Origin of the sequence: Idiomarina sp. 28-8, from assembly GCF_000320945.2 — a bacterium.
Taxonomy (GTDB): domain Bacteria; phylum Pseudomonadota; class Gammaproteobacteria; order Enterobacterales; family Alteromonadaceae; genus Idiomarina; species Idiomarina loihiensis.
On record NZ_DF266789.1, the window covers coordinates 1 to 25980 of the forward strand.

Annotated in this window: 25 protein-coding genes and 1 rRNA gene; 1 reads left to right on the forward strand and 25 read right to left on the reverse strand. The window is 47.7% G+C overall.

What is annotated here, in order from left to right; genetic code table 11:
* The 5 genes from RJ32_RS00235 to rluD all read right to left on the reverse strand — a co-directional run.
* A 16S ribosomal RNA gene (locus RJ32_RS00235) occupies positions 1-251 on the reverse strand; the annotation flags it as partial.
* A 398-nt stretch (positions 252-649) separates the two neighbouring features.
* A complete protein-coding gene (gene pssA / locus RJ32_RS00240; protein ID WP_034818094.1) occupies positions 650-1477 on the reverse strand; it encodes a CDP-diacylglycerol--serine O-phosphatidyltransferase in 828 nt (275 codons plus the stop codon).
* Positions 1478-1566: 89 nt separating this feature from the next.
* Positions 1567-4140 carry an ATP-dependent chaperone ClpB gene (gene clpB, locus RJ32_RS00245; protein ID WP_034818096.1) on the reverse strand — a complete coding sequence of 858 codons (2574 nt, stop codon included), beginning with the start codon at positions 4138-4140 and terminating at the stop codon, positions 1567-1569.
* 72 nt (positions 4141-4212) lie between these two features.
* Positions 4213-4926, reverse strand: a complete 714-nt coding sequence (gene pgeF, locus RJ32_RS00250; RefSeq protein WP_034818098.1) for a peptidoglycan editing factor PgeF — start codon at positions 4924-4926, stop codon at positions 4213-4215.
* A complete protein-coding gene (gene rluD / locus RJ32_RS00255; protein ID WP_034818210.1) occupies positions 4904-5872 on the reverse strand; it encodes a 23S rRNA pseudouridine(1911/1915/1917) synthase RluD in 969 nt (322 codons plus the stop codon). Before rluD ends, pgeF begins: the two co-directional genes overlap by 23 nt.
* Before the next feature lie 111 nt (positions 5873-5983).
* Between rluD and RJ32_RS00260 the strand changes: the two genes are divergently transcribed.
* Entirely contained in the window at positions 5984-6754 is a 771-nt protein-coding gene (locus RJ32_RS00260) for an outer membrane protein assembly factor BamD (protein WP_034818099.1), read from the forward strand.
* A 26-nt stretch (positions 6755-6780) separates the two neighbouring features.
* Here the strand turns inward: RJ32_RS00260 and glnB are convergent, their stop codons facing one another.
* The 20 genes from glnB to RJ32_RS00360 all read right to left on the reverse strand — a co-directional run bounded on the left by glnB (position 6781) and on the right by RJ32_RS00360 (position 25976).
* On the reverse strand, positions 6781-7119 hold the full coding sequence (gene glnB / locus RJ32_RS00265; RefSeq protein WP_011234436.1) for a nitrogen regulatory protein P-II: 339 nt from the start codon (positions 7117-7119) through the stop codon (positions 6781-6783).
* 11 nt (positions 7120-7130) lie between these two features.
* On the reverse strand, positions 7131-8762 hold the full coding sequence (locus RJ32_RS00270) for an NAD+ synthase (protein WP_034818102.1): 1632 nt from the start codon (positions 8760-8762) through the stop codon (positions 7131-7133).
* Between the two features lie 115 nt (positions 8763-8877).
* Positions 8878-10005: a flagellar biosynthesis protein FlhB gene (gene flhB, locus RJ32_RS00275; RefSeq protein WP_011234438.1), complete on the reverse strand. Its 1128-nt coding sequence runs from the start codon at positions 10003-10005 to the stop codon at positions 8878-8880.
* 30 nt (positions 10006-10035) lie between these two features.
* Positions 10036-10821 (reverse strand): flagellar biosynthetic protein FliR, encoded by a 786-nt coding sequence (fliR, locus tag RJ32_RS00280; protein WP_011234439.1) that lies wholly within the window; start codon positions 10819-10821, stop codon positions 10036-10038.
* Complete coding sequence (fliQ, locus tag RJ32_RS00285) at positions 10821-11090, reverse strand: flagellar biosynthesis protein FliQ (RefSeq protein ID WP_011234440.1); 270 nt, start codon at positions 11088-11090, stop codon at positions 10821-10823. The genes fliR and fliQ overlap by 1 nt, the downstream gene beginning before the upstream one ends.
* Positions 11091-11098: 8 nt before the next feature.
* Positions 11099-11845 carry a flagellar type III secretion system pore protein FliP gene (fliP, locus tag RJ32_RS00290; RefSeq protein WP_011234441.1) on the reverse strand — a complete coding sequence of 249 codons (747 nt, stop codon included), beginning with the start codon at positions 11843-11845 and terminating at the stop codon, positions 11099-11101.
* On the reverse strand, positions 11842-12192 hold the full coding sequence (fliO, locus tag RJ32_RS00295) for a flagellar biosynthetic protein FliO (RefSeq protein ID WP_227016386.1): 351 nt from the start codon (positions 12190-12192) through the stop codon (positions 11842-11844). Before fliO ends, fliP begins: the two co-directional genes overlap by 4 nt.
* Positions 12167-12622 (reverse strand): flagellar motor switch protein FliN, encoded by a 456-nt coding sequence (gene fliN / locus RJ32_RS00300; RefSeq protein ID WP_011234443.1) that lies wholly within the window; start codon positions 12620-12622, stop codon positions 12167-12169. The genes fliO and fliN overlap by 26 nt, the downstream gene beginning before the upstream one ends.
* A 31-nt stretch (positions 12623-12653) precedes the next feature.
* Complete coding sequence (fliM, locus tag RJ32_RS00305) at positions 12654-13718, reverse strand: flagellar motor switch protein FliM (RefSeq protein ID WP_016341320.1); 1065 nt, start codon at positions 13716-13718, stop codon at positions 12654-12656.
* Positions 13719-13734: 16 nt separating this feature from the next.
* The gene (fliL, locus tag RJ32_RS00310) at positions 13735-14277 is read right to left on the reverse strand and encodes a flagellar basal body-associated protein FliL (RefSeq protein WP_034818106.1); all 543 of its coding nucleotides are present in this window, start codon (positions 14275-14277) and stop codon (positions 13735-13737) included.
* A gap of 68 nt (positions 14278-14345) precedes the next feature.
* Entirely contained in the window at positions 14346-16112 is a 1767-nt protein-coding gene (locus tag RJ32_RS00315) for a flagellar hook-length control protein FliK (protein WP_034818108.1), read from the reverse strand.
* A 124-nt stretch (positions 16113-16236) separates the two neighbouring features.
* Complete coding sequence (gene fliJ / locus RJ32_RS00320; protein ID WP_011234447.1) at positions 16237-16680, reverse strand: flagellar export protein FliJ; 444 nt, start codon at positions 16678-16680, stop codon at positions 16237-16239.
* Between the two features lie 3 nt (positions 16681-16683).
* Positions 16684-18033, reverse strand: a complete 1350-nt coding sequence (gene fliI / locus RJ32_RS00325) for a flagellar protein export ATPase FliI (protein WP_011234448.1) — start codon at positions 18031-18033, stop codon at positions 16684-16686.
* A gap of 3 nt (positions 18034-18036) precedes the next feature.
* A complete protein-coding gene (fliH, locus tag RJ32_RS00330) occupies positions 18037-18786 on the reverse strand; it encodes a flagellar assembly protein FliH (protein ID WP_034818112.1) in 750 nt (249 codons plus the stop codon).
* 14 nt (positions 18787-18800) lie between these two features.
* On the reverse strand, positions 18801-19847 hold the full coding sequence (fliG, locus tag RJ32_RS00335) for a flagellar motor switch protein FliG (protein WP_011234450.1): 1047 nt from the start codon (positions 19845-19847) through the stop codon (positions 18801-18803).
* Positions 19840-21531 (reverse strand): flagellar basal-body MS-ring/collar protein FliF, encoded by a 1692-nt coding sequence (fliF, locus tag RJ32_RS00340; RefSeq protein WP_034818222.1) that lies wholly within the window; start codon positions 21529-21531, stop codon positions 19840-19842. Before fliF ends, fliG begins: the two co-directional genes overlap by 8 nt.
* Positions 21532-21578: 47 nt before the next feature.
* Positions 21579-21911 carry a flagellar hook-basal body complex protein FliE gene (gene fliE / locus RJ32_RS00345; protein WP_034818114.1) on the reverse strand — a complete coding sequence of 111 codons (333 nt, stop codon included), beginning with the start codon at positions 21909-21911 and terminating at the stop codon, positions 21579-21581.
* Positions 21912-22058: 147 nt separating this feature from the next.
* Entirely contained in the window at positions 22059-23420 is a 1362-nt protein-coding gene (locus RJ32_RS00350) for a sigma-54 dependent transcriptional regulator (protein WP_034818116.1), read from the reverse strand.
* Entirely contained in the window at positions 23413-24420 is a 1008-nt protein-coding gene (locus RJ32_RS00355; RefSeq protein WP_034818120.1) for a PAS domain-containing sensor histidine kinase, read from the reverse strand. The genes RJ32_RS00350 and RJ32_RS00355 overlap by 8 nt, the downstream gene beginning before the upstream one ends.
* Positions 24421-24539: 119 nt before the next feature.
* Complete coding sequence (locus RJ32_RS00360; protein ID WP_034818122.1) at positions 24540-25976, reverse strand: sigma-54 dependent transcriptional regulator; 1437 nt, start codon at positions 25974-25976, stop codon at positions 24540-24542.
* Positions 25977-25980 lie beyond the last annotated feature (4 nt).

Consider the following 25980-nt stretch of genomic DNA (forward strand, 5'->3'; position numbering starts at 1 on the left):
CCAGCTAATCCCGCTTGGGCTCATCTTTAGGTGTGAGGCCCGAAGGTCCCCCACTTTGGTCCGTAGACATTATGCGGTATTAGCCACAGTTTCCCGTGGTTGTCCCCCGCCTAAAGGCAAATTCCCAAGTCTTACTCACCCGTCCGCCGCTCGTCAGCAGAGAAGCAAGCTTCTCTCTGTTACCGCTCGACTTGCATGTGTTAGGCCTGCCGCCAGCGTTCAATCTGAGCCATGATCAAACTCTTCAATTAAAAGCAGTTCAATCAACTCAATGAATTACGCGTTTTTGCTCACTCCATTACTGAAGTTCGCTGAACACTCATTCAAAAGTTGCAATACAAATAGTTCGTTTTGCTTAACTTCTGCAAGTGCCCACACAGTTTGCTTGGCTTGATAGTATTGTTAAAGAGCGTTGCTTCTTCCGAAGCAGGGAGGCGTATTCTACACGTCCCTTTCGTTTCGTCAACCACTTTTTAACGGCTTTTTTTAAGCCCGGTTGAAACTAAAACGCCGTTGTCAGAATCCTTGCAAATAAGCCTTGCGGATAACTCATGACAACGGCGGCGCATTATAGTGATCTCTCTGAGCCTTGCAAGATCTTTTTAGGCTCTTCTTGATCGTTTGGTCAGATCATCACCAAGTTGGTGTTTTAATCTTCTTTTTCAGACTTTTCTGCTTCTTTTTTAGTCTCTTTATTATCATTAAAGTCTGCATCATCTTCATCGTCGTCGCCTACAACGTGACCCAACTTCAACTTCTTCACATTCTTTATGGTTAATACCGGACCCGATAAAGCGTATAAGAAGAATATAGAGAACAGTACTAAAGATGGTTGCGTCGCAACAATAACGAACACCAGAACAATAACCAGAATCACAAGGAAAGACACTTTGCCTTTCCAGTCTACGTCTTTAAAAGAGTGGTAACGGAAATTAGTGACCATTAACAATCCGGCGCAAATAGTAATAACAGCGGCAAAACCACCCATGTCACTACCTTCGACGCCGTATTCAGCACCCACCCAAACTAAACCGGCAACAATAGCCGCTGCACTGGGTATAGCCAGACCCTGAAAGAAGTTTTTATCGGAGGAGCCAAGGTTCGTATTAAACCTTGCCAATCTTAATGCGCCACCGGCAACAAAAATAAAGGCCGCTAACCAACCAATTTTGCCAAGATCAGCCAGGGCATAGTTATACATGACCAAAGCAGGTGCCATACCAAAAGATACGATATCGGCCATACTGTCGAATTCAGCACCGAAGTCGCTCTCTGTATTAGTCATTCTTGCAACTCGACCGTCCAGTCCATCAAAAACCATTGCGATAAAAATGGCGACAGCCGCTTCAATAAAGCGGTCGTTCATTGATGCCACTATGGCATAAAAGCCTGAAAACAAGCCTGCAGTCGTAAACAAGTTTGGTAGTAAATAGATACCGCGGCTCTTACCATTGGTATTTGAGCTGTCATTACTCATGTATAAAACACTCTTTAGTCACTAAATAGGAAAGTAGTCAGGTTACCACATTAGGGCTTCGAACCGGAAATGCCCGAAGCCCTATCAAATTACTGTGTGATCACTAACCGCTCGTTTTCAACACTTACTTTGATCGGTCTAGCAGGCTCTAGTTCCCCTGACAAGATTTTTTGCGCTAACGGATTTTCCAGCTCATGCTGAATAGCACGTTTCAAAGGACGAGCTCCAAAAACGGGATCGAAGCCGGTTCTGGCCAAATGCGACAAAGCCCCATCATCCAATTCTAGCTGATACTCTTTTTCTTCCAAACGTTTATAAAGAAGCTGTAACTGGAATTCAGCGATAGACCGAATTTCACTCTCACCCAATGGATGGAAGACAACCGTTTCATCGACACGGTTAATGAATTCCGGGCGGAAATGATGCGCCAGCACTTCCATTACCTCGGCCTTCATCTGCTCATAAGTATGCTCTTTGGCATGCTCCTGAATTAAATCGGACCCCAGGTTAGAAGTCATAATAATCACGGTGTTTTTAAAGTCGACCGTGCGCCCTTGTCCGTCGGTTAAGCGTCCGTCATCCAATACCTGCAATAAGATATTAAAGACATCGGGGTGAGCCTTCTCAATTTCGTCCAGCAAGATTACCGAATAGGGTTTACGCCGCACAGCTTCAGTTAAGTAGCCGCCTTCTTCGTAGCCAACATAGCCAGGAGGCGCACCAACCAGACGGGCAACCGAATGCTTCTCCATGAACTCGGACATATCAATACGCACCATGGCATGATCGGTATCAAACATGAAGTTCGCTAACGCTTTAGAAAGCTCAGTTTTACCCACACCGGTTGGGCCCAGGAATAAAAATGAACCAATAGGTCGATTCGGATCGCCTAAGCCCGCACGAGAACGACGAATGGCATTAGAAACCGCATCTACAGCCTCATTCTGTCCAACTACCCGGCTGTGTATTTGCTCTTCCATCTGCAACAGTTTTTCACGCTCGCCTTCGAGCATTCTGTTAACCGGAATTCCCGTCCACCGTGATAGTACATCCGCGATTTCTTCTTCAGTAACACGGTTTTTCAGCAAGCTCATATCCTGCATTTCGGCTTGCAAGGCTAAATCCAGCTGCCGCTCCAGTTCAGGTATACGACCATACTGAAGCTCCGACATACGGTTTAAATCGCCGGCGCGACGGGCAATGTCCATATCGGTGCGAGCCTGTTCCAACTGAGCTTTAATATGCTGGGTGCCCTGCACCGCCGCTTTTTCCGTATTCCAGATTTCTTCCAGTTCTTCGTATTTACGCTCTTGTTCATCTAGCTCATCATGCAGAATCTCCAAACGTTTTTTACTGGCGTCATCCTTTTCTTTCTGCAACGCCTGACGTTCAAGCTTTAATTGAATAATGCGCCGCTCCAGACGATCCAGATCCTCTGGCTTAGAGTCAATTTGCATACGAATGCTCGATGCTGCCTCATCAATTAAGTCGATGGCTTTATCCGGCAATTTACGATCACTGATATAACGGTGAGATAAAGACGCCGCTGCCACAATCGCCGGATCGGTGATTTCGACGGAATGGTGTAGCTCGTAACGCTCTTTCAAACCACGCAAAATAGCAATGGTGTCTTCCACATTCGGCTCTTCCACAAGAACTTTTTGGAAGCGTCGTTCCAGCGCCGCATCTTTCTCAATATACTGGCGATATTCATCCAGCGTAGTGGCGCCAACACAGTGCAGCTCGCCACGAGCCAGGGCTGGCTTAAGCATATTTCCGGCATCCATTGCGCCGTCGGCCTTTCCGGCCCCCACCATGGTGTGCATCTCGTCAATAAACAAAATGATGCGGCCTTCTTCTTTAGAAAGCTCCGTTAATACCGCTTTGAGTCGCTCTTCAAACTCACCGCGGAATTTCGCTCCCGCTAATAACGCGCCCAAATCCAGAGACAATACCCGCTTGTGCTTTAAGCCTTCAGGCACCTCTCCGTTAACGATGCGCTGTGCCAGTCCTTCGACAATGGCGGTTTTACCGACTCCTGGCTCACCAATTAGAACGGGGTTGTTTTTCGTACGGCGTTGCAACACCTGAATCGTCCGGCGAATTTCTTCATCACGGCCAATAACTGGATCAAGTTTGCCTTGTTCGGCACGCTCGGTTAAATCTATGGTGTATTTATCCAGCGCCTGACGCTTATCTTCGGCATTGGGGTCATCTACTTTTTCGCCATCACGTATGTCGTTAATGGCTTTTTCCAGGGCATCGCGCTTTATGCCCTGCTGACGGAAAATATCACCTAACTTGCCTTTGTCTTCAGTCGCAGCCAGCAAAAACAGCTCTGATGAAATATAGGAGTCATTTCGCTTTTGAGCGTACTTGTCACACAGGTTTAGCAACTGCGCGGTGTTTTGGGACAACTGAACGTCACCGCCGGTGCCCTCAACCTGGGGTAAGGCGTCCAGCGCTTTTGACAAATTCGCTCTGAACTGGGGAATGTCCACACCCAGCATCGTAAATAATGGGCGCACTGAGCCACCGTTTTGATCCAACAGTGCCTGCATTAAATGAACGGGTTCTATGAATTGATGGTCACGTCCCAGAGCAATTGACTGGGCATCGGCAATTGCCATCTGAAACTTACTGGTAAATTTATCGTGTCGCATTAGTACTTCCTCACTTAATTCTTTCGTTAGGTTAAATGTGGGTACTTTTTGCGCATTTTCAAGTGATTAAAATTAATTTCGCCAAATAATTGACGCAAATCTAGCGGCCGCTTTCTCCTTGCGCCACGAGTACCAGCGGGTGTTATTACGCACAGTGCATTCGTCGCTTTTAGTAATATTCTTTACTCCCGCACGCAAACACTCATCCGCTGCAATAGAAGCTAAATCGGCCAGCCATTTACTGGAGTGAGCAAGAAAATACTCCACATTAGATGGATGGCGGGCAACAAAAGCATCTCGGACGTCATCTCCGACTTCAAAGACCGAGGCACCAATCGACGGCCCTATCCAAACACGAATCTGAGTCGCCGGAGTTTTAAAACTTGCCAACGCGCTTTTTAATACGCCATCGGCTAAACCTCGCCATCCAGCGTGTACTGCTGCAATTTCCCTTCCGTCATCTGAACAACACAGAATAGGCAGACAGTCTGCGGTTAAAACCGCACAAACACTCTCAGGGGAATCACTGTAGGCGGCATCAGCGATCGCTGATTGAAAAGGCCAGTGTAGAACTCTGTGAGTATGTTGCTGCTGTAACCAGGTAACCGCCGTTGGTAATGCTAATGAGCGTTGCAACACGCGGCGGCGCAGAAGAACGGCTGCAGGGTCATCTCCTACATGCACAGCCAGATTCCCAAAAGCTCTGGTGGTTACTGCCGCATGAACATTCGGCGGCAGTTCCCAGTCAGGCACTATAATGCCGTCAGGCTGACTTGAAACGTTCATGATCAACGCGCAGTTCTTCAATCAAATATTGAAAATCGGTTGGGCGCGGAACATTAAACTCCAGCCAGTCGCCGGTAATTGGATGATGTAAACCCAGCGATGCCGCATGTAACGCCTGACGGTTAAACCCTCGCAAGGTTTGCAATAAACGATCTTCAGCCTGTTTGGGCGGACGTGGACGACCACCATAGGTTAAATCACCGACCAGGGGATGGCGAATATGTGCCATATGCACGCGGATTTGGTGCGTTCGACCGGACTCTAAACGAAGACGCAGTAAAGTATGTGCTCTGTAGCGATCGACCACACGATAATGAGTAACCGCCGGTTTGCCTGATTGCACCACTGCCATATGAGTCCGTTTAGTCGGATGTCGGCCAATGGGTTGATCGACCATACCGCCGGCAGTCATCACCCCATTACAAACCGCTTCGTATTCACGAGTAATATCACGATCCTGCATCATTGAGACTAACTGCGTCTGTGCCGGCACGTTGCGCGCGACCACCATCAGCCCCGTTGTGTCTTTATCCAATCGGTGAATAATGCCCGCCCGCGGTACGAGATCAAGCTGCGGATCGTAATGCAACAAACCATTCAGTAAGGTTTTGTCAGGTGCTCCTGCACCAGGGTGCACAACCAAACCAGCAGGTTTATTAATAACCAGAATATCCTCATCTTCATAAACGATATCCAGTTCCACCGGCTGTGCTTCGTGCCGCTCTTCCCCTTCAATTTCTGCGTCCACAGCGACTAGAGCACCGACAACGACTTTTTCTCGTGGTTTTTCAATGATTTTTGTATCAACGCTTACTTTCCCATCAGTTATCCAGTTTTTTAACCGTGACCTGGAGTACTCCGGGAACAACTCCGCAAGTGCCTGGTCTAATCGTTTTCCAGCTAGAGACTCGGTAACAATGGCTTCTAATTCAATGCTTTTGTTCATATATTGGGTTTCGACTGTCAAAGCCTTTACGGCTGCGTTAGAATGCAAGAATATGCTAGTGTAACGGTTTGCCGGTGCAGCGCCAAAAAAATAAAGGGAATCCTTCATAATATGTTAAGTAATAAGTTAAGCCGAAGCCTCGTTTTATCATCGGTTCTGGGATTAATGTTAGCGGGTTGTTCGAGTCAGTCAGAAGAAGAGCAAGTGGCGAAAACCCAAATAGAAGCCATGTATGACCAGGCTCAGGAGAGTATGGCTAATGGTAATTTGAATTTGGCACAGGAGCAATTGTCCAGCCTGAACAAGCGCTATCCTTTTGGTCCTTTTGCTCATCAAATTCAGTTAGACCTTATTTATCTGCATTATAAACTTGATAATACAGATGAAGCTTTAGCCGCAATTGACCGCTTTATCAGCCTGAACCCAAATCATAAAGATGTCGATTATGCACTCTATATGCGCGGGCTGGTTAATCAGCGTGCGGAGCACAACGCTATACATAATCTGGCTGGTGTTGACCGCTCTGACCGTGACTCGTCTATGGCGGAAGAAGCGTTTAAAGATTTCGCTGAGTTAGTTCGCAAGTATCCGAAAAGCGAATACGCCGCAGATGCGAAGAAACGTTTAATTGCATTGAAAAGCCGCTTAGCTAAAAAAGAACTGGCTATTGCCCAATACTATATGGAGCGTCAGGCATACTTAGCAGCAGCTAACCGCGGCCGGTATGTATTAGAGCACTTTTCAGATACACCGGAAGTAGAGAATGCCTTAGCGATAATGGTAGAAAGTTATGACCAACTGGAACTGCCTGAACTGCGCGAAGACGCAATGAAGGTGCTGAGAGCAAACTTTCCTGAGAATCAGTTAGTCTCAGCCCGCTAGTTTCTTACGACGAATGGCGCGGTAGCTTATACCGCGTCCTCGTTTTCCTCTCCGGTACGAATACGAATGACACGTTCAATTTCGGTAATGAAAATTTTCCCATCACCAATTTTCCCGGTTTGAGCTGTTTCCATAATGGCTTCAATACAACGCTCAACTTCGCTATCCGCAACCACCACTTCCAGTTTTACTTTTGGTAGAAAATCGACCATGTACTCCGCGCCACGATAAAGTTCGGTATGGCCTTTCTGACGCCCAAAGCCTTTTACCTCTGACACAGTCATACCGGCAATGCCGACTTCCGACAGCGCTTCGCGCACGTCGTCCAACTTAAACGGCTTAATAATGGCTTCAACTTTTTTCATCAGTATTTGTCCTATTGACCTTGTCGCTGTAATTCATGGCGATAGTGACTGGTAATAGGGTAACGACGATCTTTACCAAAGTTACGAGGTGTCACTTTAGGCCCGACCGCAGATTGGCGACGCTTGTATTCATTCAAATCGACCAGGCGAACAACCCGGCGCACGTCTTCCTCCGCAAATCCGGCCGCGATAATATCGGTTACCGACCAGTCTCTCTCTACATACAATGCCAGAATGCGATCTAAATCGCTATAGTCCGGCAGGGAATCGGAATCTACTTGATCTGGTGCGAGTTCAGCAGAAGGCGGTCTGTCTATAACCCTTTGGGGGATACAGGCACCCCGGGTATTGCGGAACTCTGCCAATTGATAAACCAGCAATTTGGGAATGTCTTTAATAGGTGCGAAACCACCGCACATATCACCGTATAAGGTTGCATAACCCACCGCCATTTCGCTTTTATTGCCTGTAGCCAGCACCAGCGAACCGGTTTTATTCGATAAGGCCATAAGCAATACACCACGACAGCGGGATTGCAGATTTTCTTCGGTGGTATCGGTTTCTATCTCGCCGAATAATGGTCCCAACTGAGTCATAAACTCATTAAACATGGGCTCAATTGGCACGACGTCGTAGCGAACACCTAAGGTATCGGCTTGTTTCTCTGCGTCTTCCAGACTCATATCTGAAGTATAGCGGAACGGCATCATAACAGCATGAACCTTATCGGCTCCCAGAGCGTCGCTTGCTATCGCCAAAGTTAATGCGGAATCGATTCCACCTGACAAGCCTAATGCCACACCAGAAAAACCATTCTTGGTCACATAGTCACGCACCGCCAACACCAGAGCGTCGTATACATGAGCCAAGTCGTTTTGTTCAGCCTTAGGCTCAAAACCGACACAACGGATACCTTTGTCTTCGTAAGTTACGCTTGCCGTGGTCATTTCACAGTGCGGTAGTTCGGCAACCAGCTCACCTTCTGCATCTAAAACCAGTGAATGGCCATCAAACACCAGCTCATCCTGCGCACCACAATTATTCAAATACAAAATGGGTTTACCGGCTTCTGCCACACGCTGTTTCAACACACCTAAGCGCTGTTCGTGTTTGTTTAACTCGTACGGAGAAGCATTAATTGAAAGCACCAGATCAATGTCATCATCCAATAATTGTTGTAAGGGTTGCGGATGCCACAAGTCTTCACAAATTTGTAAGCCAATGCGCACGCCCTGCCATTCAAACACCTGACTCTGATGGCCCGGAATAAAGTAACGTTGTTCATCAAAAACACCGTAATTGGGCAGGCGCTGTTTAAAGTAGCGGTGCAGGCATTCTCCCCGGTGTAGCACGGACATAGCGTTGAACAACTCTCCGCCAACGGCCTGCGGATGGCCGACAATAACCACACAATCTGAAGCCGCTGCGCTGATTTGTTCTACCGCATTATCCACTGCCTGATGTAGGTCATCGCGGAATAATAAGTCTTCCGGCGGATAACCGGTAATAGCCAGCTCAGGGAACACAATGATATCGTGTTGCTCGCCCTGCTCACGCAGCGTTTTTAAAATTAGGGCGGTGTTGTTGTGAATGGCACCAACTGTAAAGTCCAGCTGTGCCAGGCACAAAGAAAGTTTAGCCATAACTGCTTAGTCCAAATTTGCCACTGCCGATATCGGCACGAATGGTGGCGAATGATATAGCAGCCCGTCTTAACGCGCAAATTAAGCAAGTCGAATGACGTTGTAATCAGGCTGGTTAGTAACGTAAATCGTCCGGAATATCTTTATCCATAGGTGGTTTTTTCGGACGTTTAGCCTGCCCTTTCTTAAACATTCGTAATTGATATACGTACGCAAGAATCTGTGCCACGGCCACGAACAGCCCTTTCGGAATTTCTTTTTCCAGCTCGGTGGTATGGTAAATTGAGCGGGCAAGTCCCGGCGAAGCAACCAGCGGAATTTCATATTCCAGAGCAATTTCACGAATTTTTGCAGCAGTTTCATCGGTTCCTTTTGCAAGAAGAACCGGAGCCTGTACGCCGCCGTCGTCATATTTTAAAGCGACAGCATAGTGGGTAGGGTTAGTTACAACAACGTCGGCCTTAGGCACTTCCTGCATCATTCGGCGATTTGCCATTTCCATTTGTAAGCGACGAATACGCCCTTTAACTTCCGGACTCCCTTCCGTGTCTTTGTGTTCGTCTTTGACTTCCTGCTTACTCATTTTTAAGTCTTTATTGTGTTTCCATACCTGGAAGGGAGCATCAATAACGACAATAAGGAATATCGACAAACACAACAACAGGAACATCCATAGTAAGGTGTCCAGCGCGTTTTCAATCATGGTCGGCATCTGCCCCATAGACATTTGCAGAATGTCGACAAATTTCCACTTAAGCAGAAAGTATGCAGAAACGGCTACCACCATAAACTTAGCTATGGCTTTTATCAGCTCCACCAATGCCTGAACACCAAACATCCGTTTAAATCCATTAAGCGGATTCATCCGGTTAAATTTAGGTGCCATTGCCTGAGCGGAAAAGTTAATGCCACCCAACCAGCTGTTCCCCAGAAAGGTAAACACCACAATAAAGGCAAAAATGGTCAGTATTGGCCAGAGAATTTCTCCAAAGGCAATGGCAAAGGCTTCATACATTTTGCTGGTGTCAAACGCGTGCTGTCGGTCAAGCGTAAACATAATTTCAAAAACGTTACGCACGCCCTGGTACAGCGCCCCACCGAACCAGAAAAACGAAACGGCGGCACTCACCAATACAAAGCCGGTTCCCATTTCTTTGGAGCGAGCAATTTGGCCTTTGTCGCGGGCCTGCTGTTTTCGTCGCTCCGTGGGGTCTTCTGTACGTTCCTGATCAGTCTCAGCCATGCTTACTGCCCTTTGTCAGAGAAAGTCGATTTAAGCACATTGACTACCCAATATCTCGCACATGGTTTGTACCACCCGCGCCCATTGGTTTTCGAAGTGAAAAATAAAGCCGCCCATGGTTAGCCACACAACCACTAATCCACTGACCATAGTAATAGGAAAACCAATAGCAAAAATGTTCAGCTGTGGAGCCGCCCGGGTCATAACCCCAAAGCTTAAGTTAATTAGCAGCAACGCAATGACCCCCGAAAGCATCGCCGTTAAGGCCGCCGAGAACATGTAAACGCCCCACTCCGCAACCGCAAATAAAGCGTCGGCATCCAACCCGGTCATACCCACAGGTATTGCGTCAAAACTGGCAACAACCATATGAATCATTAATAAATGCCCGTCGAACGCGAGAAAAACCAGACTGGCTAACATTAAAAAGAACTGTGCAATAACCGGCACTTGCTGGCCGTTGGTGGGGTCAACCATAGAGGCGAAACCCAAACCAATTTGCATGGCAATAATTTGGCCACCCAGAACAAATGTTTGCAGGAACAAAATGGAAAGCAACCCTAAGGCAACCCCAATAACGACTTGCTGTGCTGTAACTAAGAAACCGCCTACCGACATCATTTCAACGCCCGCATTAATTTCCGGCAAAGCAGGTGAAACGGCCATAATAATGGCAAGAGATAAAAAGATTTTGACGCGGGAGTTCACTATGGTGCCGGAAAACAGTGCCATACTCATGATCATTGATGACACCCGTGTTAGCGGCCACAGGTGTTGTTCCAACCACTCGAGCAGAACAGAAGTCACCAGATCCATTAGCCGACCACTTCAGGTATCCGGTTAAACATCTCGATAGTGAAGTCCATTACGGTTTCAGTCAGGAAGTGTCCACCAAGACCAATAACGGCAAGGGTGACAAGTAGGCGGGGCAGAAAGCTTAAGGTTTGCTCGTTGATAGAGGTAGCTGCCTGGAAAACCGCAACGACCAGACCCACTAAAAGTCCGGGAATAATTATAAAAGCCACCATAATCACTATGGTTTTCAAAGCTTCCTGAAAAATGTCGAGAAACATTTCCGGTGACATATTGCCTCCTAAACCCCGAAACTTCCGGCCAGGGTACTCATGGTTAAACTCCAGCCATCAACCAGCACGAACAACATGAGTTTAAACGGCAGCGATACGATCATGGGCGACAGCATCATCATACCCATGGCCATGAGAACGCTGGCGACCACCAAATCAATAATCAAAAACGGAATAAACAGCATGAAGCCTATTTGAAAGGCGGTTTTTAGCTCGGAAGTTATAAAGGACGGAATAAGCACCGACATAGGCACGTCCTCCGGCTCTTGCACGCCCTCGGTTCCTGATATTTCGACAAAGGTTTCTAAATCGGTTAAGCGTGTTTGCGCCAGCATAAAGGCTTTTATCGGCGCTTTTGCTCTGTCGACCGCCTCCATCGACTGTATCTCTTCATTTAAGTAGGGTTGTAACGCTTTGTCATTTATTTCGTTTAAAACCGGCGTCATGATGAAAAAGCTTAAAAACAGCGCAATGCCCAGTAGCACCTGATTAGAAGGCGACTGTTGCAGACCGATGGCCTGACGCAGAATAGCTAAAACGATAATAATTCGGGTAAATGAGGTCATCATAATGACCATAGCGGGAATGAAGGTCAGCGCCGTCATTATCGCCAAAATTTGCAGCGTTACAGAGTACTCTTCACTACCATCGGGGTTTGTTTTTACCGTAACCGCAGTAAGATCCTGCCAGGCGAAAGCCTGCTCAGGCAGCAAACACAACACGGCTAAAATACAAAGCAGCAACCAGCGGTTCATTGTTCTTGTTTTCCTTCCAGGTTGATATCGCCTGGCAACTCTTTCAGGCATTCTATGCGTTGCTGAGTGACACCAAGTAACAATTTCTGCCCCCCAACATCCACAATGACCAGCCGCTCTTTGGGCCCTAAAGACACGCTACTCAGTACTTTCAGACCAGATGCCCCCTGAAACTTGAGGTTAAAGCGTTTTAACAGCGAGGCTAAAACCACAATCACCGCTAAAACGGCAAAAAGCGCCAAAACCATGGCGCCTATGTCATTGCCTGAAATAATGCCAGCTTTCTCTTCCGCCTTGGCAGCAGAGGGCAACAGCACCAAACTAGCGAAGCTTACGAATACGTTCAATCTGACTAATAACATCGGTTAAGCGTATCCCGAATTTATCATTAACAACAACCACCTCGCCATGCGCAATCAAGGTGCCGTTAACCAGTACATCCAGTGGTTCACCGGCAACACGTTCCAGTTCCACCACAGAGCCCTGGTTCAATTGCAGCAAATTACGAATGCTAATTTGGCTACGACCCACTTCCATAGAAATGGTAACAGGAATATCGAGAATGGCGTCGAGCTTGCGCTTTTCTTCCTCGGTTACCGGCTTATCTTCACTCAGTTCTTCGAGTTCAGCGGTCTGCACGTTATCCATACCAGAATGACTGGACGACTTTCCTGCGCCTTCACCGGCTCCTGATTCGCCACTTTCTTCATCTTCAGCAGCTTCCTGTTCAGCCATTGCTGCTTCCCAGTCATCCATATCTTTATCATCGTTACTCATGTTGCAACCTCACTTTCTCAAGCAGCAATTATTATAAATCAATATCTTCTTCTAACTGTTGTAACTCGGCATCACCACCAATTCGGCGGCCTCCCCGAGTCAACATATGAATATCCGACTTCACGGTTTCAGGGCGCTTAATCTTCTCTGAAATTTTCAAAGCGACGTTGTCTCTTGAACGCCCCATTTTCGCATGGAAAGTCGGTAAATCTTCAATTAGGACGGTTAAGTCGTCTGGCAACTCAAGCGGAATAACATCGCCTTCGCGCAAATCCATCACTTCGCGTAACGACATTTCGGTTTGTGCCAGTTTGGCAATCATTTCCACCGGAACGTCCATAATTTCGTCGCGTAACGCTTTACTCCAGCGCATGTCGGTGTCTTCTTTATCCGACTGCACACCAGCATCCAACAGCTCGCGAATAGGTTCCAGCATGGAGTAAGGCAAAGCAATGTGGAAGTCACCCCCACCACCGTCTAACTCAATATGAAACGAACTAATAACGATAACTTCGGTTGGGCTAACAATGTTCGCCATGGCCGGGTTAACTTCCGAGTCTAAATATTCAAAGCCTACGTCCATAACCGGAGCCCAGGCTTCTTTGTAATCTTCAAACACCAGCTTCAGCAACATTTGAATAATGCGGCGCTCGGTCGGCGTAAATTCACGGCCTTCAATTTTTGCATGATAGCGACCGTCGCCACCGAAAAAGTTATCGACCAGAATGAAGACTAAACGCGCCTCCATAGTAATGAGTGCCGTTCCTTTAAGCGGGCGGAAACGCACCATGTTTAAACTGGTTGGTACGAACAAGGTATGTACATACTCACCAAATTTAATCATCTGGACACCGTTAATTGACACTTCTGCAGTGCGCCGCATCATGTTGAATAAGCTCACCCGCATATGTCGGGCGAAACGCTCATTAACAATTTCCAGCGTTGGCATACGCCCACGAACAATTCTATCTTGCGATGAAAAGTCATAGTCGAGCGCATCCGCAGAGGCGGATTCTTTCTCTGTGTCCTCTTCTTCAACGTCATCAACACCATGTAAAAGCGCGTCAATTTCGTCTTGAGATAGTAAGTCACTCACAGCCATAATAGCTCACTTATTGCATTACCAAGCTGGTAAATAAAACCTGTTCAACAATGGGTTTCCCTGTTACTTCTTCGAGCGCAGAACGAACTTCAGTCAAAGCCAGCTCACGCAATTGTCCTTTACCTTCAGCTGTTTTCAACCTGTCAGCCGTGGTTGAGGAAAACACTTCATGCAGCGTGCCTTCAATTAACGGAATATGCTTTTTCGCCAGTTCTTCACTTTCTTCGCCGCGCACCATTAACTGCGCTTTAATTTGTACTGTTCGCTCACGTGAGTCGCCAGGTACAATGAAAACGAACGGCCGGGGCATGCCAACATAAAGCGCATTGCCAATTTCCGGTCGTGGCGATGACGACGGTGCGGCCGAGCTGCTTTCGCCATCTGCGGCAAAAGCTGATTCGCCCTCAGACGAGCCACCAAATAGCCACAGCACCAACACTACGGTAATGATCAACACAATACCGATACCACCGAAGAGAATCAGCTTTCTCTTCTTACCGCCGGCTTGCTCTTCAGTTTGTTCCGCATCGTTGTCGTCTTTATCTTCTGCCATGCTCTATTTCCTGTATTACCGTCCATCGACAGTTACTATAGCTTGATAGCCGCTTTAGATATACCGTTTCAGACATAGAAATCGACTTGTCCGTCAGCAAGCACACGGCCTTCTTCTAAAGCTATTTCGCCTTCAACAGCCCAGTCTTCCGCATCATTAGCTCCTCCGGCTTGCCCGCCAGCGGTGCGCCCGCCTTCTTTACTTTGCTCTCCGACCTGGGTATCAGCTAAATTGATACCCTGTTGTTCCAGCATTTCACGTAATCGTGGCATGGTCGTCTCTAATGCATCACGAGCCTGTTGTGTCTGAGCCTGAAACTGCACTGATGCCTGCTCACCGCTCATGTTAACGCGAATGTGGACACTACCAAGTTCCGGCGGATCCAGACGAATATCCGCACGCTGGATATTCCTGCTCATCATAATATTGATGCGTTCCTGCAGTTTCTGCGACGCCTCAGTTTGCTGTAAATCTAATGGTCTTTGCAGTGCCTGCAACGTATTCGCCTGGCTGGATTCATTCGCAGCTACGGTTCCCTGCGTGGTTGAAACCATTTGTCCCTGTATTGCCCGCGCCGCACTGGCATCGGCCAAAGCATCGGTGTTATTCCGGAAGACTTGTCCTTGCTGAACCGCATCGGCTACCTTGGTTTCTGCTTCAACAGTTGTATTCACAGAAGCACCTTTAGCCGTTTGCTTGCCCTCATCGCTTTTAACTCCAATATCGCCAGAGCCAGCTTTTTCTTTACCTACTTTAACGTCTGTTGCTGTAATAACCGATTCCGACGCCTTACCCTCTGCCGACTTTTCATTCAGCCCTGTGCGACCTTTCAGTAATTGTCTTACTTCAGCCAATAACTGCTCAGCTTTAGCCGACTGTTCCTGAGTCAAAGCCTGAGGCTTATCTGCGCCGCCATTCTGGCTGGCTAAAATCTTGCGCAATTCGGCGGCGAACTGCTGCAGTTTCTTCTGCTCCGCTAAACTTAACTCGCTACTTTCGCCCTTCGCTTGTTGCGCAGAAACCTGCTGCTCCAGTTGCTTAAGCAAATTTGTTAATTCTTCAGCACTTTGCGGCTTGCCTGTGTTTTTATCCGCAGATGCAGACAATTGAGACAGTACTCGCTCTGCCGCCTCATTCAAAGCCTGAGTTAAGGCTTTTTCATTACCTACTAATAACTTATCAGCATCGGCTTTGGGTAAAAGGGGTTCAAGCAAATTAACTATGAACTTACCGGCATCTTCAACGGCACTTTCAGTGCCTTCGCCCTGCTCTGCGGCCTGGATCAGTTGTTGAAGCTTTGCCTGCAGTGCCTGTTTATCGCTATCGGTCATGCCGGCCAGCAGCTCATCGGCAAACTTCTGCCGCTCGGCATCGGTCATAACGGCATCGCCCTCGCCTTCATCGGCAGAATCCAGCTTAGCCATTAAAGCTTCCAGCATTTCCGCCAGTTGCTCATCTGTCATTTTTAATTCGCCATCGCCCGCAGCAAGATCAATCTCGTCACTAACCACGGTTTCGCCTTCAGAGCTAACTTCAGCACTTTCCTGCTTCATTTGCTGCAACAATTCCCATAAATTTCGGGTCACCGGCTCGCCAATATTTTTGCGTTCAATGTCTTTGCCTTCAACCTCACCTTCACCGTCATTACCGGCTTTCTGGTAAGCTTCAATTTTGGCGGCCAGTTGTTGCAGCTCTTTATCGCCACTATTTTGTTGTAGCATCAGCCGCGAGAACTCACCGCTATCACCATCGGTGCTCTTTAATGAAAGATCGTTACCTTTACCAATACGTGCAAAGTTGTCGGCAGACTCGGTTAAATTAAGCAGCTGTTGCATAGTTTTATTCCTGAATTAAGTGCTTATTGACGCCTTGCTTAATAATACTTCGCAATGCGCTTGCGCTATTTTCAATAGCTGAGCAAACAATATCTAGTAAGTATCTAAGCAAATTTCGTTCCAACTATTTTCTGGCGCGAATAAAACGCTGGCTGCTAAAATCGTCCAGATTATTTTGTTCTTTTCTGGCTTCTGCTATTTGCTCACGCTTGCGCTTTTCTTTTATTAAAAAATCTATCGACTCGCGCTTGCGACGCTGCGCCAGCCAACGATCTTTGCGCTGTTGTAACACTTGCTGCAACTTAATAATATCGTGATGCAACTGTTCAACACCTTCATCTAATTTACCGACAAATGCGTGATACTGCCCTACCTGAATTGAGGCAATCCCGCTTTGCCCGCGATGCTGCAACTGATTTAAGTAGTCGAGTCGATATTTTGACATACCGTCCAGGCGCATCTGTTGCTCCTGAACCTGTTGCTGTACCTGAGAGAAATCCTGTGCAGCTTTATCTTCGCGCCTCTGTTCCAACTCCAGTAACATTTCCAATTGTGCCAACTCAGCCATAAATTACATGCCCGCTGACTGTTTCTGCTTCGGATTGACTAGCTGATTAAGCAGCAACAAGCTTTCATCATAGTTCACAACTTCCCGCATTTTCTGTTGCAAAAACATACTTACTCGCGGCTGCATTGCAATAGCCTGATCGATAGCAGGGTCACTTCCTCGGGTGTATGCGCCAATAGAAATCAAGTCGCGATTGCGACGGTAACTTGAGTACCACTGTCTAACTTTAATCGCCTGTTGCATATGCTCTTCCGAAACAACCTGTGGCATAACCCGGCTAATAGAAGCTTCAATATCAATTGCCGGATAATGACCGCTGTCGGCCAGTTCCCGGTTCAGTACAATATGTCCGTCCAGTATTGCTCTCGCGGAGTCCGCAATAGGATCCTGCAAATCGTCGCCCTCGGTCAGAACCGTATAAAACGCGGTCACAGAACCTTGTCCGTCGCCGCCATTCCCTGCTCTCTCGACCAATGCTGGTAACTTAGCAAAAACAGAAGGCGGATAACCTTTGGTTGCCGGTGGTTCACCCACAGCAAGGGCAATTTCCCGTTGCGCCATGGCGTAACGAGTCAGTGAATCCATTAACAGCAACACATTCAGACCCTGGTCACGAAAATATTCGGCAACCTGAGAGGCTGTTTCACAACCACGTAAACGAATAAGCGGCGACTGGTCAGCAGGCGCTGCTATTACAACCGCTTTTTCTCGACCTTCTTCACCGAGGATTTCTTCTATAAATTCTTTTACTTCCCGGCCACGTTCGCCTATCAGGCCAACTACAATCACATCCGCCGTGGTACCGCGAGTCATCATGCCCAACAGCACACTTTTACCCACCCCACTACCGGCAAACAGCCCCATTCGCTGCCCCTGCCCCACGGTTAAGCAGGCATTAATAGCCGTTACGCCAACGTCCAGCGGCTGCTTCACCTGACGTCGGTTCAGTGGGTTCATGGGTTTGCTTCGGTAGGTTTTTCCGTCAGAAAAAATGGGGCCTTTATCATCAAGGGGCTCGCCACGAGCATCAATAACACGACCCAGCAGTTCCATACCCAGCGGCAATTGGTTTTTGCGGTTTAGTGGGCGTACTCTGGCTCCGGGAATAACGCCATGAGCGTCTTCGGTGGGCATTAAGTAACTGATGTTGCCTTCAAACCCCACCACTTCGGCTTCAATATCACCACTGTCAGCCTCAACCGCCACACTTGAACCCACCGGAGCACGGCAGCCAACGGCCTCAAACATTAAACCAACCACGCGGGTAAGATATCCCGACACAGCCACTGATGGCTTTTGGATACGCTCACGTTTTTTGCGTAGTTGTTTCACTAACTGCTCAGAAGCGCTCATGGGTTAACCTTTTAATTTGGAGAACACATCTTCCATACGGCTGGTCAGGGTGTAATCTATGGTGGAGCTTTCTGTAGTAACCCGGCAACCGCCGCGTTCCAGTAAATCGTCTTTATTTAGCAACCAGCCTTTTTCTTTCAGTTCATCTTCGCTGAATGTACTTTGCAAAATAGCTAAGTCTTCTTCATTCAGATGAATAATGACCCGCTGATCAGTAACCGGTAAGACCGCAATAGCTTCGCGCACGGCTTTGACGATGAGTTCTTTTGAATTAGCAGCGACATCCAGACAGATGACCCGCGTCAGCTCAGTGACCATATCAATTAGCTCGTCCTGCACCGCTTCAGTGATACGTTCATTCGGATGAGACAAACTCTGCAGCAAAACGTCTAACTGCTGCTGTTGCTCCTGCATGGCCTCTTTACCAGCTTCAACACCCTGTTGCTCACCCGCTTCAAAACCATCTTTTTTGCCAGCTTCGAAGCCTTCGTCATGGCCTTTCTTAAGGCCTTCATTGCGGCCTTCGTCAAAACCTTCTTTATGACCTTCTTCGCGTGCAGCCTGACGAATTTCTTCCAATTGTTCTGCGGTCAGAGGCTTAAGCTCTTCTTCCTGCTCGTTGTCCGCTTCCGGCGGTTCATATTGCCAGCGCCGGGGTTTGTTTAACGCATTTACCTGAGAGCCCTGCTTAAGCTCTTCCGAGGTCATGTCAGGTAAATCCCAAAGCTGGGTTGCGTCTTTATCATCCGTCATTATGCGTTAAACCCTTATAGGAATTCGTCACCGCCACCGCCGCCAAGCATAATTTCACCTGCGTCAGCTAAACGGCGCGCCGCTGCCAGAATATCTTTCTGCGCGGCCTCTACATCACTAATACGAATCGGCCCCATAGCTTCAAGGTCATCACGCAGCATATCGCCGGCACGTTTCGACATGTTCTTGAATATTTTCTCCTGAACCGCGTCGTCCGCACCTTTCATCGCTTTTTGCAACGTTTCACCTTCAACTTCACGCAGCAAGGCCTGAATACCACGGTCGTCGACTTCCACCAGATTTTCGAACACAAACATTAAGTCCTGGATACTCTGGCTCATCTCTTCGTCCTGCTCGCGAATAGAGTCCATCAACTGGCCTTCGATGTTGGTATCCAGATAGTTCATAATATTGGCCGCCGCTTTCAGGCCGCCCATCTTCGCCGCCTGAGCACCAGCCTGCCCGGCAAATTGTTTTTCCATAATTTCGTTCAGTTCCTGCAAGGCTGCAGGCTGAACTTCTTCTAAGTTGGCTATTCGCATCATTAAGTCCAGACGGACTTTGTCCGGGAACTGCGCCATAATTTCGGCACTTTGTTCGGGGTCAAGGTACGACAGGACAATGGTCTGGATTTGCGGGTGCTCGTTACGGATAATAGTGGCTACCTGCTTAGAGTCCATCCACTTCAGTGAATCAAGACCTTTCGAGCCGCCGCCCATGACAATCTGTTCAATCAGGTTACCGGCTTTGTCCTCACCCAGAGCTGAAGTCAGTGCCTTACGCACAAACTCTTCACTCTTGAAGCCAATATTGGTGAACTTCTGAATATCTTCCAGGAACAAATGGTGTACAGCGTTCACTTTGTCCTGGTTAAAGTCTTCCAGGCTCGCCATGGCCATGCCCACTTTCTGCACCTGTTTAGGTTCCAGGTGTTTTAGAATCTGAGCCGCATCTTCTTCCGATAAGCTAAGCAGTAAAATAGCCGCTTTCTCAACACCTTCTAAAGTGTCGACATCAAACTCAACCTTACCGCGCTTAGTTCTAGTATCTTGATCAGGCATCTTCGTTCAACCACGCTTTAACCACTTGTGAGGACAGCTCAGGCTCGTTGGCAACCAACGCGCGAACCGCTTTTAACAAGTCTTCATCTTTGTGCAAGTCAGGTAGTTGCAGGCTACCATCAGCCCCAAACCCAACTGCACTCTCATCAAACTGTGAGGATAACAGATCAATGGTTTCGTCGCCCATCGATTCCTCATCGGAAAATGCATCGGCATCATCTTCTACACCCGATTCCGGATTCATCAGTTTCTTCAGCATTGGACGAACCACCGCCAGAATCAAAACCATAATAACCAGTGCGCCCATCACCAGACGGAAAGCTCGCCAGAACCATGGCTCTTCCCACACAGGCGTCTCGCCGGCACCTAAGTCAGGCAACTGCGCGAACGGTACCGATACGACTTCGATGCTGTCACCACGGTTAATATCAAAGCCTAAACCACCTTGCAGCAAACGGCGAATATTAGCGATTTCTTCAGCGCTACGCGCTTGTGTTTCGCCTTCACCCGCTTCATTAGTTATTGCTTCATGGTTAACCGCAACAGAAACACTCAAACGCTTAATGGTACCGGTTTGGTTCCGGGTATAAGTGACTGAATTATCAAGCTCATAATTACGGGTTGCTTCACGGTGGCTGCTGCCATTAGTGCCGCCACCTGCAGTTCCTGCTCCGGCTTCTTCCGGAATGTCAGACTCTAAAGGAGGTTGATTTGTGAGTGCTCCGGGAATACCACCAATGGCGCTACCGACAGAGCGGTTTTCAACCGTCATTTCACTGCGAATAGCCGGCATATCAGGGTTAAATTGACGCTGAGTTTCTTCACGCTGAGTAAAGTCCATAGTCACGTCAACCTGTGCGGTATAGTTGTCATAGCCCAGCACGGGAATCAAAATACTGTCTATTTTTTCTAAGTAGGCCTCTTCGCGTTTTTGTTCAATTTGATACTCACGCGAACTTTTAGCCGCCAGTGCACTTTGCGAACCAGAGTTAAGCAGACGTCCGGCCTGGTCAGTGACCGTTACATGCTCAGTACTAAGTCCGGTCACCGACGAGGCAACCATATCAACAATAGAGGCCACTTCTTCTTCGCTTAATGAGGTGCCACCGCGCACATTCAACATAACCGATGCTTTAGGTTGCTTTTCGCGACGGGCAAAGACATTTTCTTTAGGTACAGCAAGCAAGACTCGTGCAGCAGAAACCTTTTTCATTTCCTCAATAGCACGCGCTAACTGAACTTCACGGGAATGAATAAGACGTTCACGCTCCAGTCTTTGACTAACACCAAAGCCCGGTTCGCTCATTAGTATTTCGGAGCCGTTATTGGTCGAGTTACCGTAATCAACACCAGCACGAGTCAGCTGCAACTTAATAGCATCGTAGTTTTCTTCCGGTACTGAAACCGTGTTGCCTTCCACCTGGTATTCAATGCCGTTTGCATCCATGTAGTCGAGGGTGCTGATCAACTCCTGCGTTTCTAACTGACCTAATGGACGATAAGTTGACTCTTGAGCCCACAACATAATAAAAACAGCAATAGCAACACAGATAGCCAGCGCCAGCACGACAATAACCTGGCGCAGCATGTCAAAGTTACCCAGCATCGTCATAATGCCGGTTTTCTCACCGCCGTCTTCATTACCTGAACTGTTGTTATCAGGTAAGTCAGTATCTTGTACCATTAAATCTGTTGATTCAGCCACGACTTATATCTCCAATGATGCAGCGGTTATACCGGCATTGACATTATTTCTTTGTACGCATCAACCACTTTGTTGCGCACCTGAACCGTTGCCTCAAACGCTATACTCGCTTTCTGGCTGGCTATCATGGTTTGTTCAAGGGTGACATTCGGGTCACCGAGTTCCATGCGAGTTTTTAAATCACCTGAGGTTTGCTGCAGTTCGTTGACGTTATCCATTGCGCTTTTCAGCATATTGGAAAAATCAGCCTGAGCGGTATTGCCTTGCAGGGCGTTCACATTCGTAGGCTGATCACGCTGGGAAGCCTGCGTGGCCATCGATTGTAACTGTTGATAAAGTGCGTTTGCTTCCACTTTCATAATTAACCCCGTCAAAAATTCATCACTGACTTTATTTAAGGTTAGTTATGCAAACAGAATGCCAACTTTTGGTCGCATCGGTAAGATACAAAGAAAAGCCCTGAGAAACAGGGCTAGTGATAATGCTCGAGGTATTTCAGTACAGCGTTACGAGCCGGTTAGAGTCAGCCCCTGCTCTCGTATTTTCGCCAGCTTGTAGCGCAAAGTCCGTGGACTAATACCAAGCTCATCGGCGACAGGTTGGCGTTTTCCCTGATGACGTTGCAACGCCTCTTTGATAATTTGATATTCCTGATTGAAAAGCGACTCATCGAGGTTTTCCGACTTATCTTCAGGCGTCTCTATTTGTTCCGGAAACACGCTAGCGGTTTCCACCGCGTCGTTCAGTTCCAGCATAAGATCCTGTGGCTGAATTTCTCCATCGCGATGCAATACCAGAGCTCTTTGCACTACATTTTCCAGCTCCCGAACGTTGCCCGGCCAGGAATAGCGCATTAACTGTTGAACTGCTGCCGCAGCGAAATTGACGGGCGTTTTAATACCGGAACGTTGTTTATGTCGCTGCAGTAAATTTTCTGCCAGGGGAACGATATCCGCGGGTCGCTCACGTAGAGACTTCCAATGCAGGGGAAACACGTTTAGTCGATACATTAAGTCTTCACGTAATAACCCTTCGCGCACCGCCTGTTGTAAGTCTCGGTTAGAGGTAGCTATTAACCGGACATCCAACTGTATGGTTTTACGCGAGCCCAGACGCTCCACCTGTCGCTCCTGAATAACCCGTAATAATTTAGCCTGCAAGTGCATAGCCATTTCAGTGACTTCGTCCAGCAGCAAAGTACCGCCCTGAGCCAGTTCAAATTTACCGGGAGAAGACTGATTAGCGCCCGTAAAGGCACCTTTCTCATAACCAAATAACATGGATTCCAGCATGTTTTCAGGTATCGCTGCGCAGTTAATGGCAATAAAGGGCCCATCTGAGCGATCCGAATGCTGGTGAATATAACGCGCCAGCACTTCTTTACCGGTACCGCTAGGCCCAGTGACCATTACGCTTGCTTCACTACCCGCAACTTTTCGTGCCATAGCCAGCACTGCCTGGCTGGAGCCTTCTTCTGCGACCGGCTCAATATCGTTAATTGCACCGTCGGGCAAATAACGCTGCACCAGTGTTTGTAGCTTTTCAATTGAAAACGGCTTAGTCAGATAATCGACAGCGCCTTCACGCATAGCAACGACTGCGTCATCCACCTTTGCAAAGGCCGTCATCATAATAACCGGAATGTCGTATTGCTGGTTATTCATGCTACGCAATAACTGTAAGCCATCAATTCCCGGCATTTGCACATCGCTGATAACCAGCGCCACTGACTCTTTTTTTAGAATAAGTAAGGCTTCTTCGCCGTTAGCGGCTTCCAGGCACTGACAGTCAGCCAGTTCCAGTGTATCGATAATTGCTTCACGCAGCGATACATCATCTTCAACAACCAATACTTGTCGCTCAGCCATAACGTACCTCTTTCATTATATTTTCTGACCACTCATATACCGGCAGCACTAGGGTAAAACGACTGCCTTTATTTGGCTGGCTTTCCCAGTCAATTAAACCGTTGTGTGCTTTTATCACCGTTTGGACAACCGCCAGACCTAAACCGGTACCGTTCGATTTTTCAGTGAAAAATGGAGTGAATACACTGCCTTGCTTTTCAGCCGGAATGCCGCAACCAGAGTCAATAACAGAAACTTTCCAGTTACCATCATCAACATCGGTTTTTAATAGCACTTCCTGTCCGGGCCGGCTGGCATCAACAGCGTTGTTAACCAGGTTCTGCATTGCCCCGATCAGAGCGGTTTGATTAGCTCGCAACACCACACCAAAGTCAGGATCAATACAATTGATTTTCACCTGATGCTGCTCAGCGTAACTTTCTGTGTTCATCAGCACTTGCTGGATCAGGCTATTGGTACTGAGTTCTTCCAGCATGGGTTGCTCACCGCTTTTGGCAAACAACAACATATCGTTCACCTGTTGTTCCAGCGAATGCAGACGCGACAGTAACTTATCGGAAAAACGCTGTTGTTTGACCGCAGAAATACTGCCCTGCTTTAGGTTTTGCGCATAAAGAATTGCGGCAGACAGAGGCGTTCTTATCTGATGTGCCAGCGAAGCCACCATTTTTCCCATGGAAGACAAACGCTGCAAATGACCGATGCGGTTTTGCAGACGCCGCGTCTCGGTCAGGTCTGTCAGCACAATAAGCTGCCCTGGCTTTTCATTCACAACTGAGGTGTCTAAACGAACCCGTCTGCCGTTACGCAAAGACACTTCGTGCCAGTCATCCGCTTTGGGAGCAAAAAGTTCACTCACCAGTTCACGCCATAAAAACTTTTTCAGAGGGTGTCCTAAAAGGCTCGTGGCATTGTCATTGCAATAATCCACGACCCCATGACTGTCCAGTAAAATAACAGCGTTGGGCATGGCATCAATAATTTGATGGTAGGTGGCCATACTGACATCTCCAATTAACAACTATGGAGAAGCTAATGCAAAATAGATGCCAGTATAATTCTCTTTATTTTCAGTTAATTACGTAGCTTTTGGATTGTCAAAAGACTGACGCTTTGAATTTAATCTTTCTGAATTCCGTACTTTTTCATTTTCTCAACTAAGGTTGTACGGCGCATACTGAGTAAATCGGCCGCTTTAGCAACTACCCAGTCAGATTTATCCAACGCCTGCGCTATCATTCCCGTTTCAATTTCAGTTAGCATATCTTTCAAATTGACCCCGTCATCGGGCAACTCAGAATCAGCAGCACTATGTGTGTCGTCATCAAGTTCTTCATCTGACTCACTGAAAATGGCACTCAGCGCTTCGCGCTCCAGCATTTCTTCGGGGTAATCTGGAGTTGGTGCGTCATGTTCAATATGCTGATATTTTGGAGGTAAATCAGGCACGTCAACCAGACTATCGGGGTGCATTATAGTCAGGCGTTCTATCAGGTTAGTCAATTCCCTTACGTTACCCGGCCAGCGGTGATAGGACAACGACTCCAGAGCACGCTCAGTAAAACGCACCCCTACGCCCCGCTCCTTTTTAAAACGCTGGGTCAGTTCTTGCAGCAGTAAAGGTACGTCTTCCTGACGCTCGCGCAGAGCCGGAACCTCAATAGGAAAAACATTTAAGCGGTAATACAAATCTTCACGGAATTTACCGTCAATAATCATTTGTTCCAGTTCGCGGTGAGTCGCCGCAACCACTCGTACATCGGCAATAATACTTTTACTGCCACCCACACGTTCGAAGGTCCGCTCTTGCAAAACTCGTAGCAGCTTTACCTGCATGGGCAATGGCATATCGCCAATTTCATCCAGAAACAAAGTGCCGCCCTGAGCCAATTCGAAGCGGCCTTTACGCGCACCGATAGCACCGGTAAAAGCCCCTTTTTCATGCCCGAACAATTCACTTTCTAATAAGTCACCCGGAATTGCACCGCAATTCACCGGCACGAAAGGCCCGTTACTACGTCCGGACAAATCATGAACACCGCGAGCCACAACTTCTTTACCTGTTCCTGACTCTCCCAGAATCAGAACATTCGCTTCTGTTACCGCTACCTGTTCAATCAACTGACGTACATGTTTCATTGTACGCCCGTTACCAACTAAGGTTTGCTCCAGCTTACCTCCGCCCGGGTGCCGCTTTCTTGCCGCTTTAGCAGGCATTTGCTGGTGATAAGCCTGACAGTAATGCAACATATTCGATAAGCTGGCGTAATCAAAAGACTTTTCCAGAGGGCCAATAACATTCGCTTTCTGTAACGCATTGTGCTGATCATCTGTGGCACAGATAAAAGGTAGATGCGGCGCATCGCCGGCTAATTGATGCAAGTTCTCAATGCCATTACCAGCAATCACACAGAGAGCATCAGCAGCACGAAGCTTTAGAGTGTCTGAAGGAGATATGACTTCAACGGTTTCGCCAATAAAGGTCAATACCGTTTCAAAATGCTGACGACGCTCTGGTTGCTGTTCAACCAGGTAGACTGTTCTTGTTTTTGTCATAGAC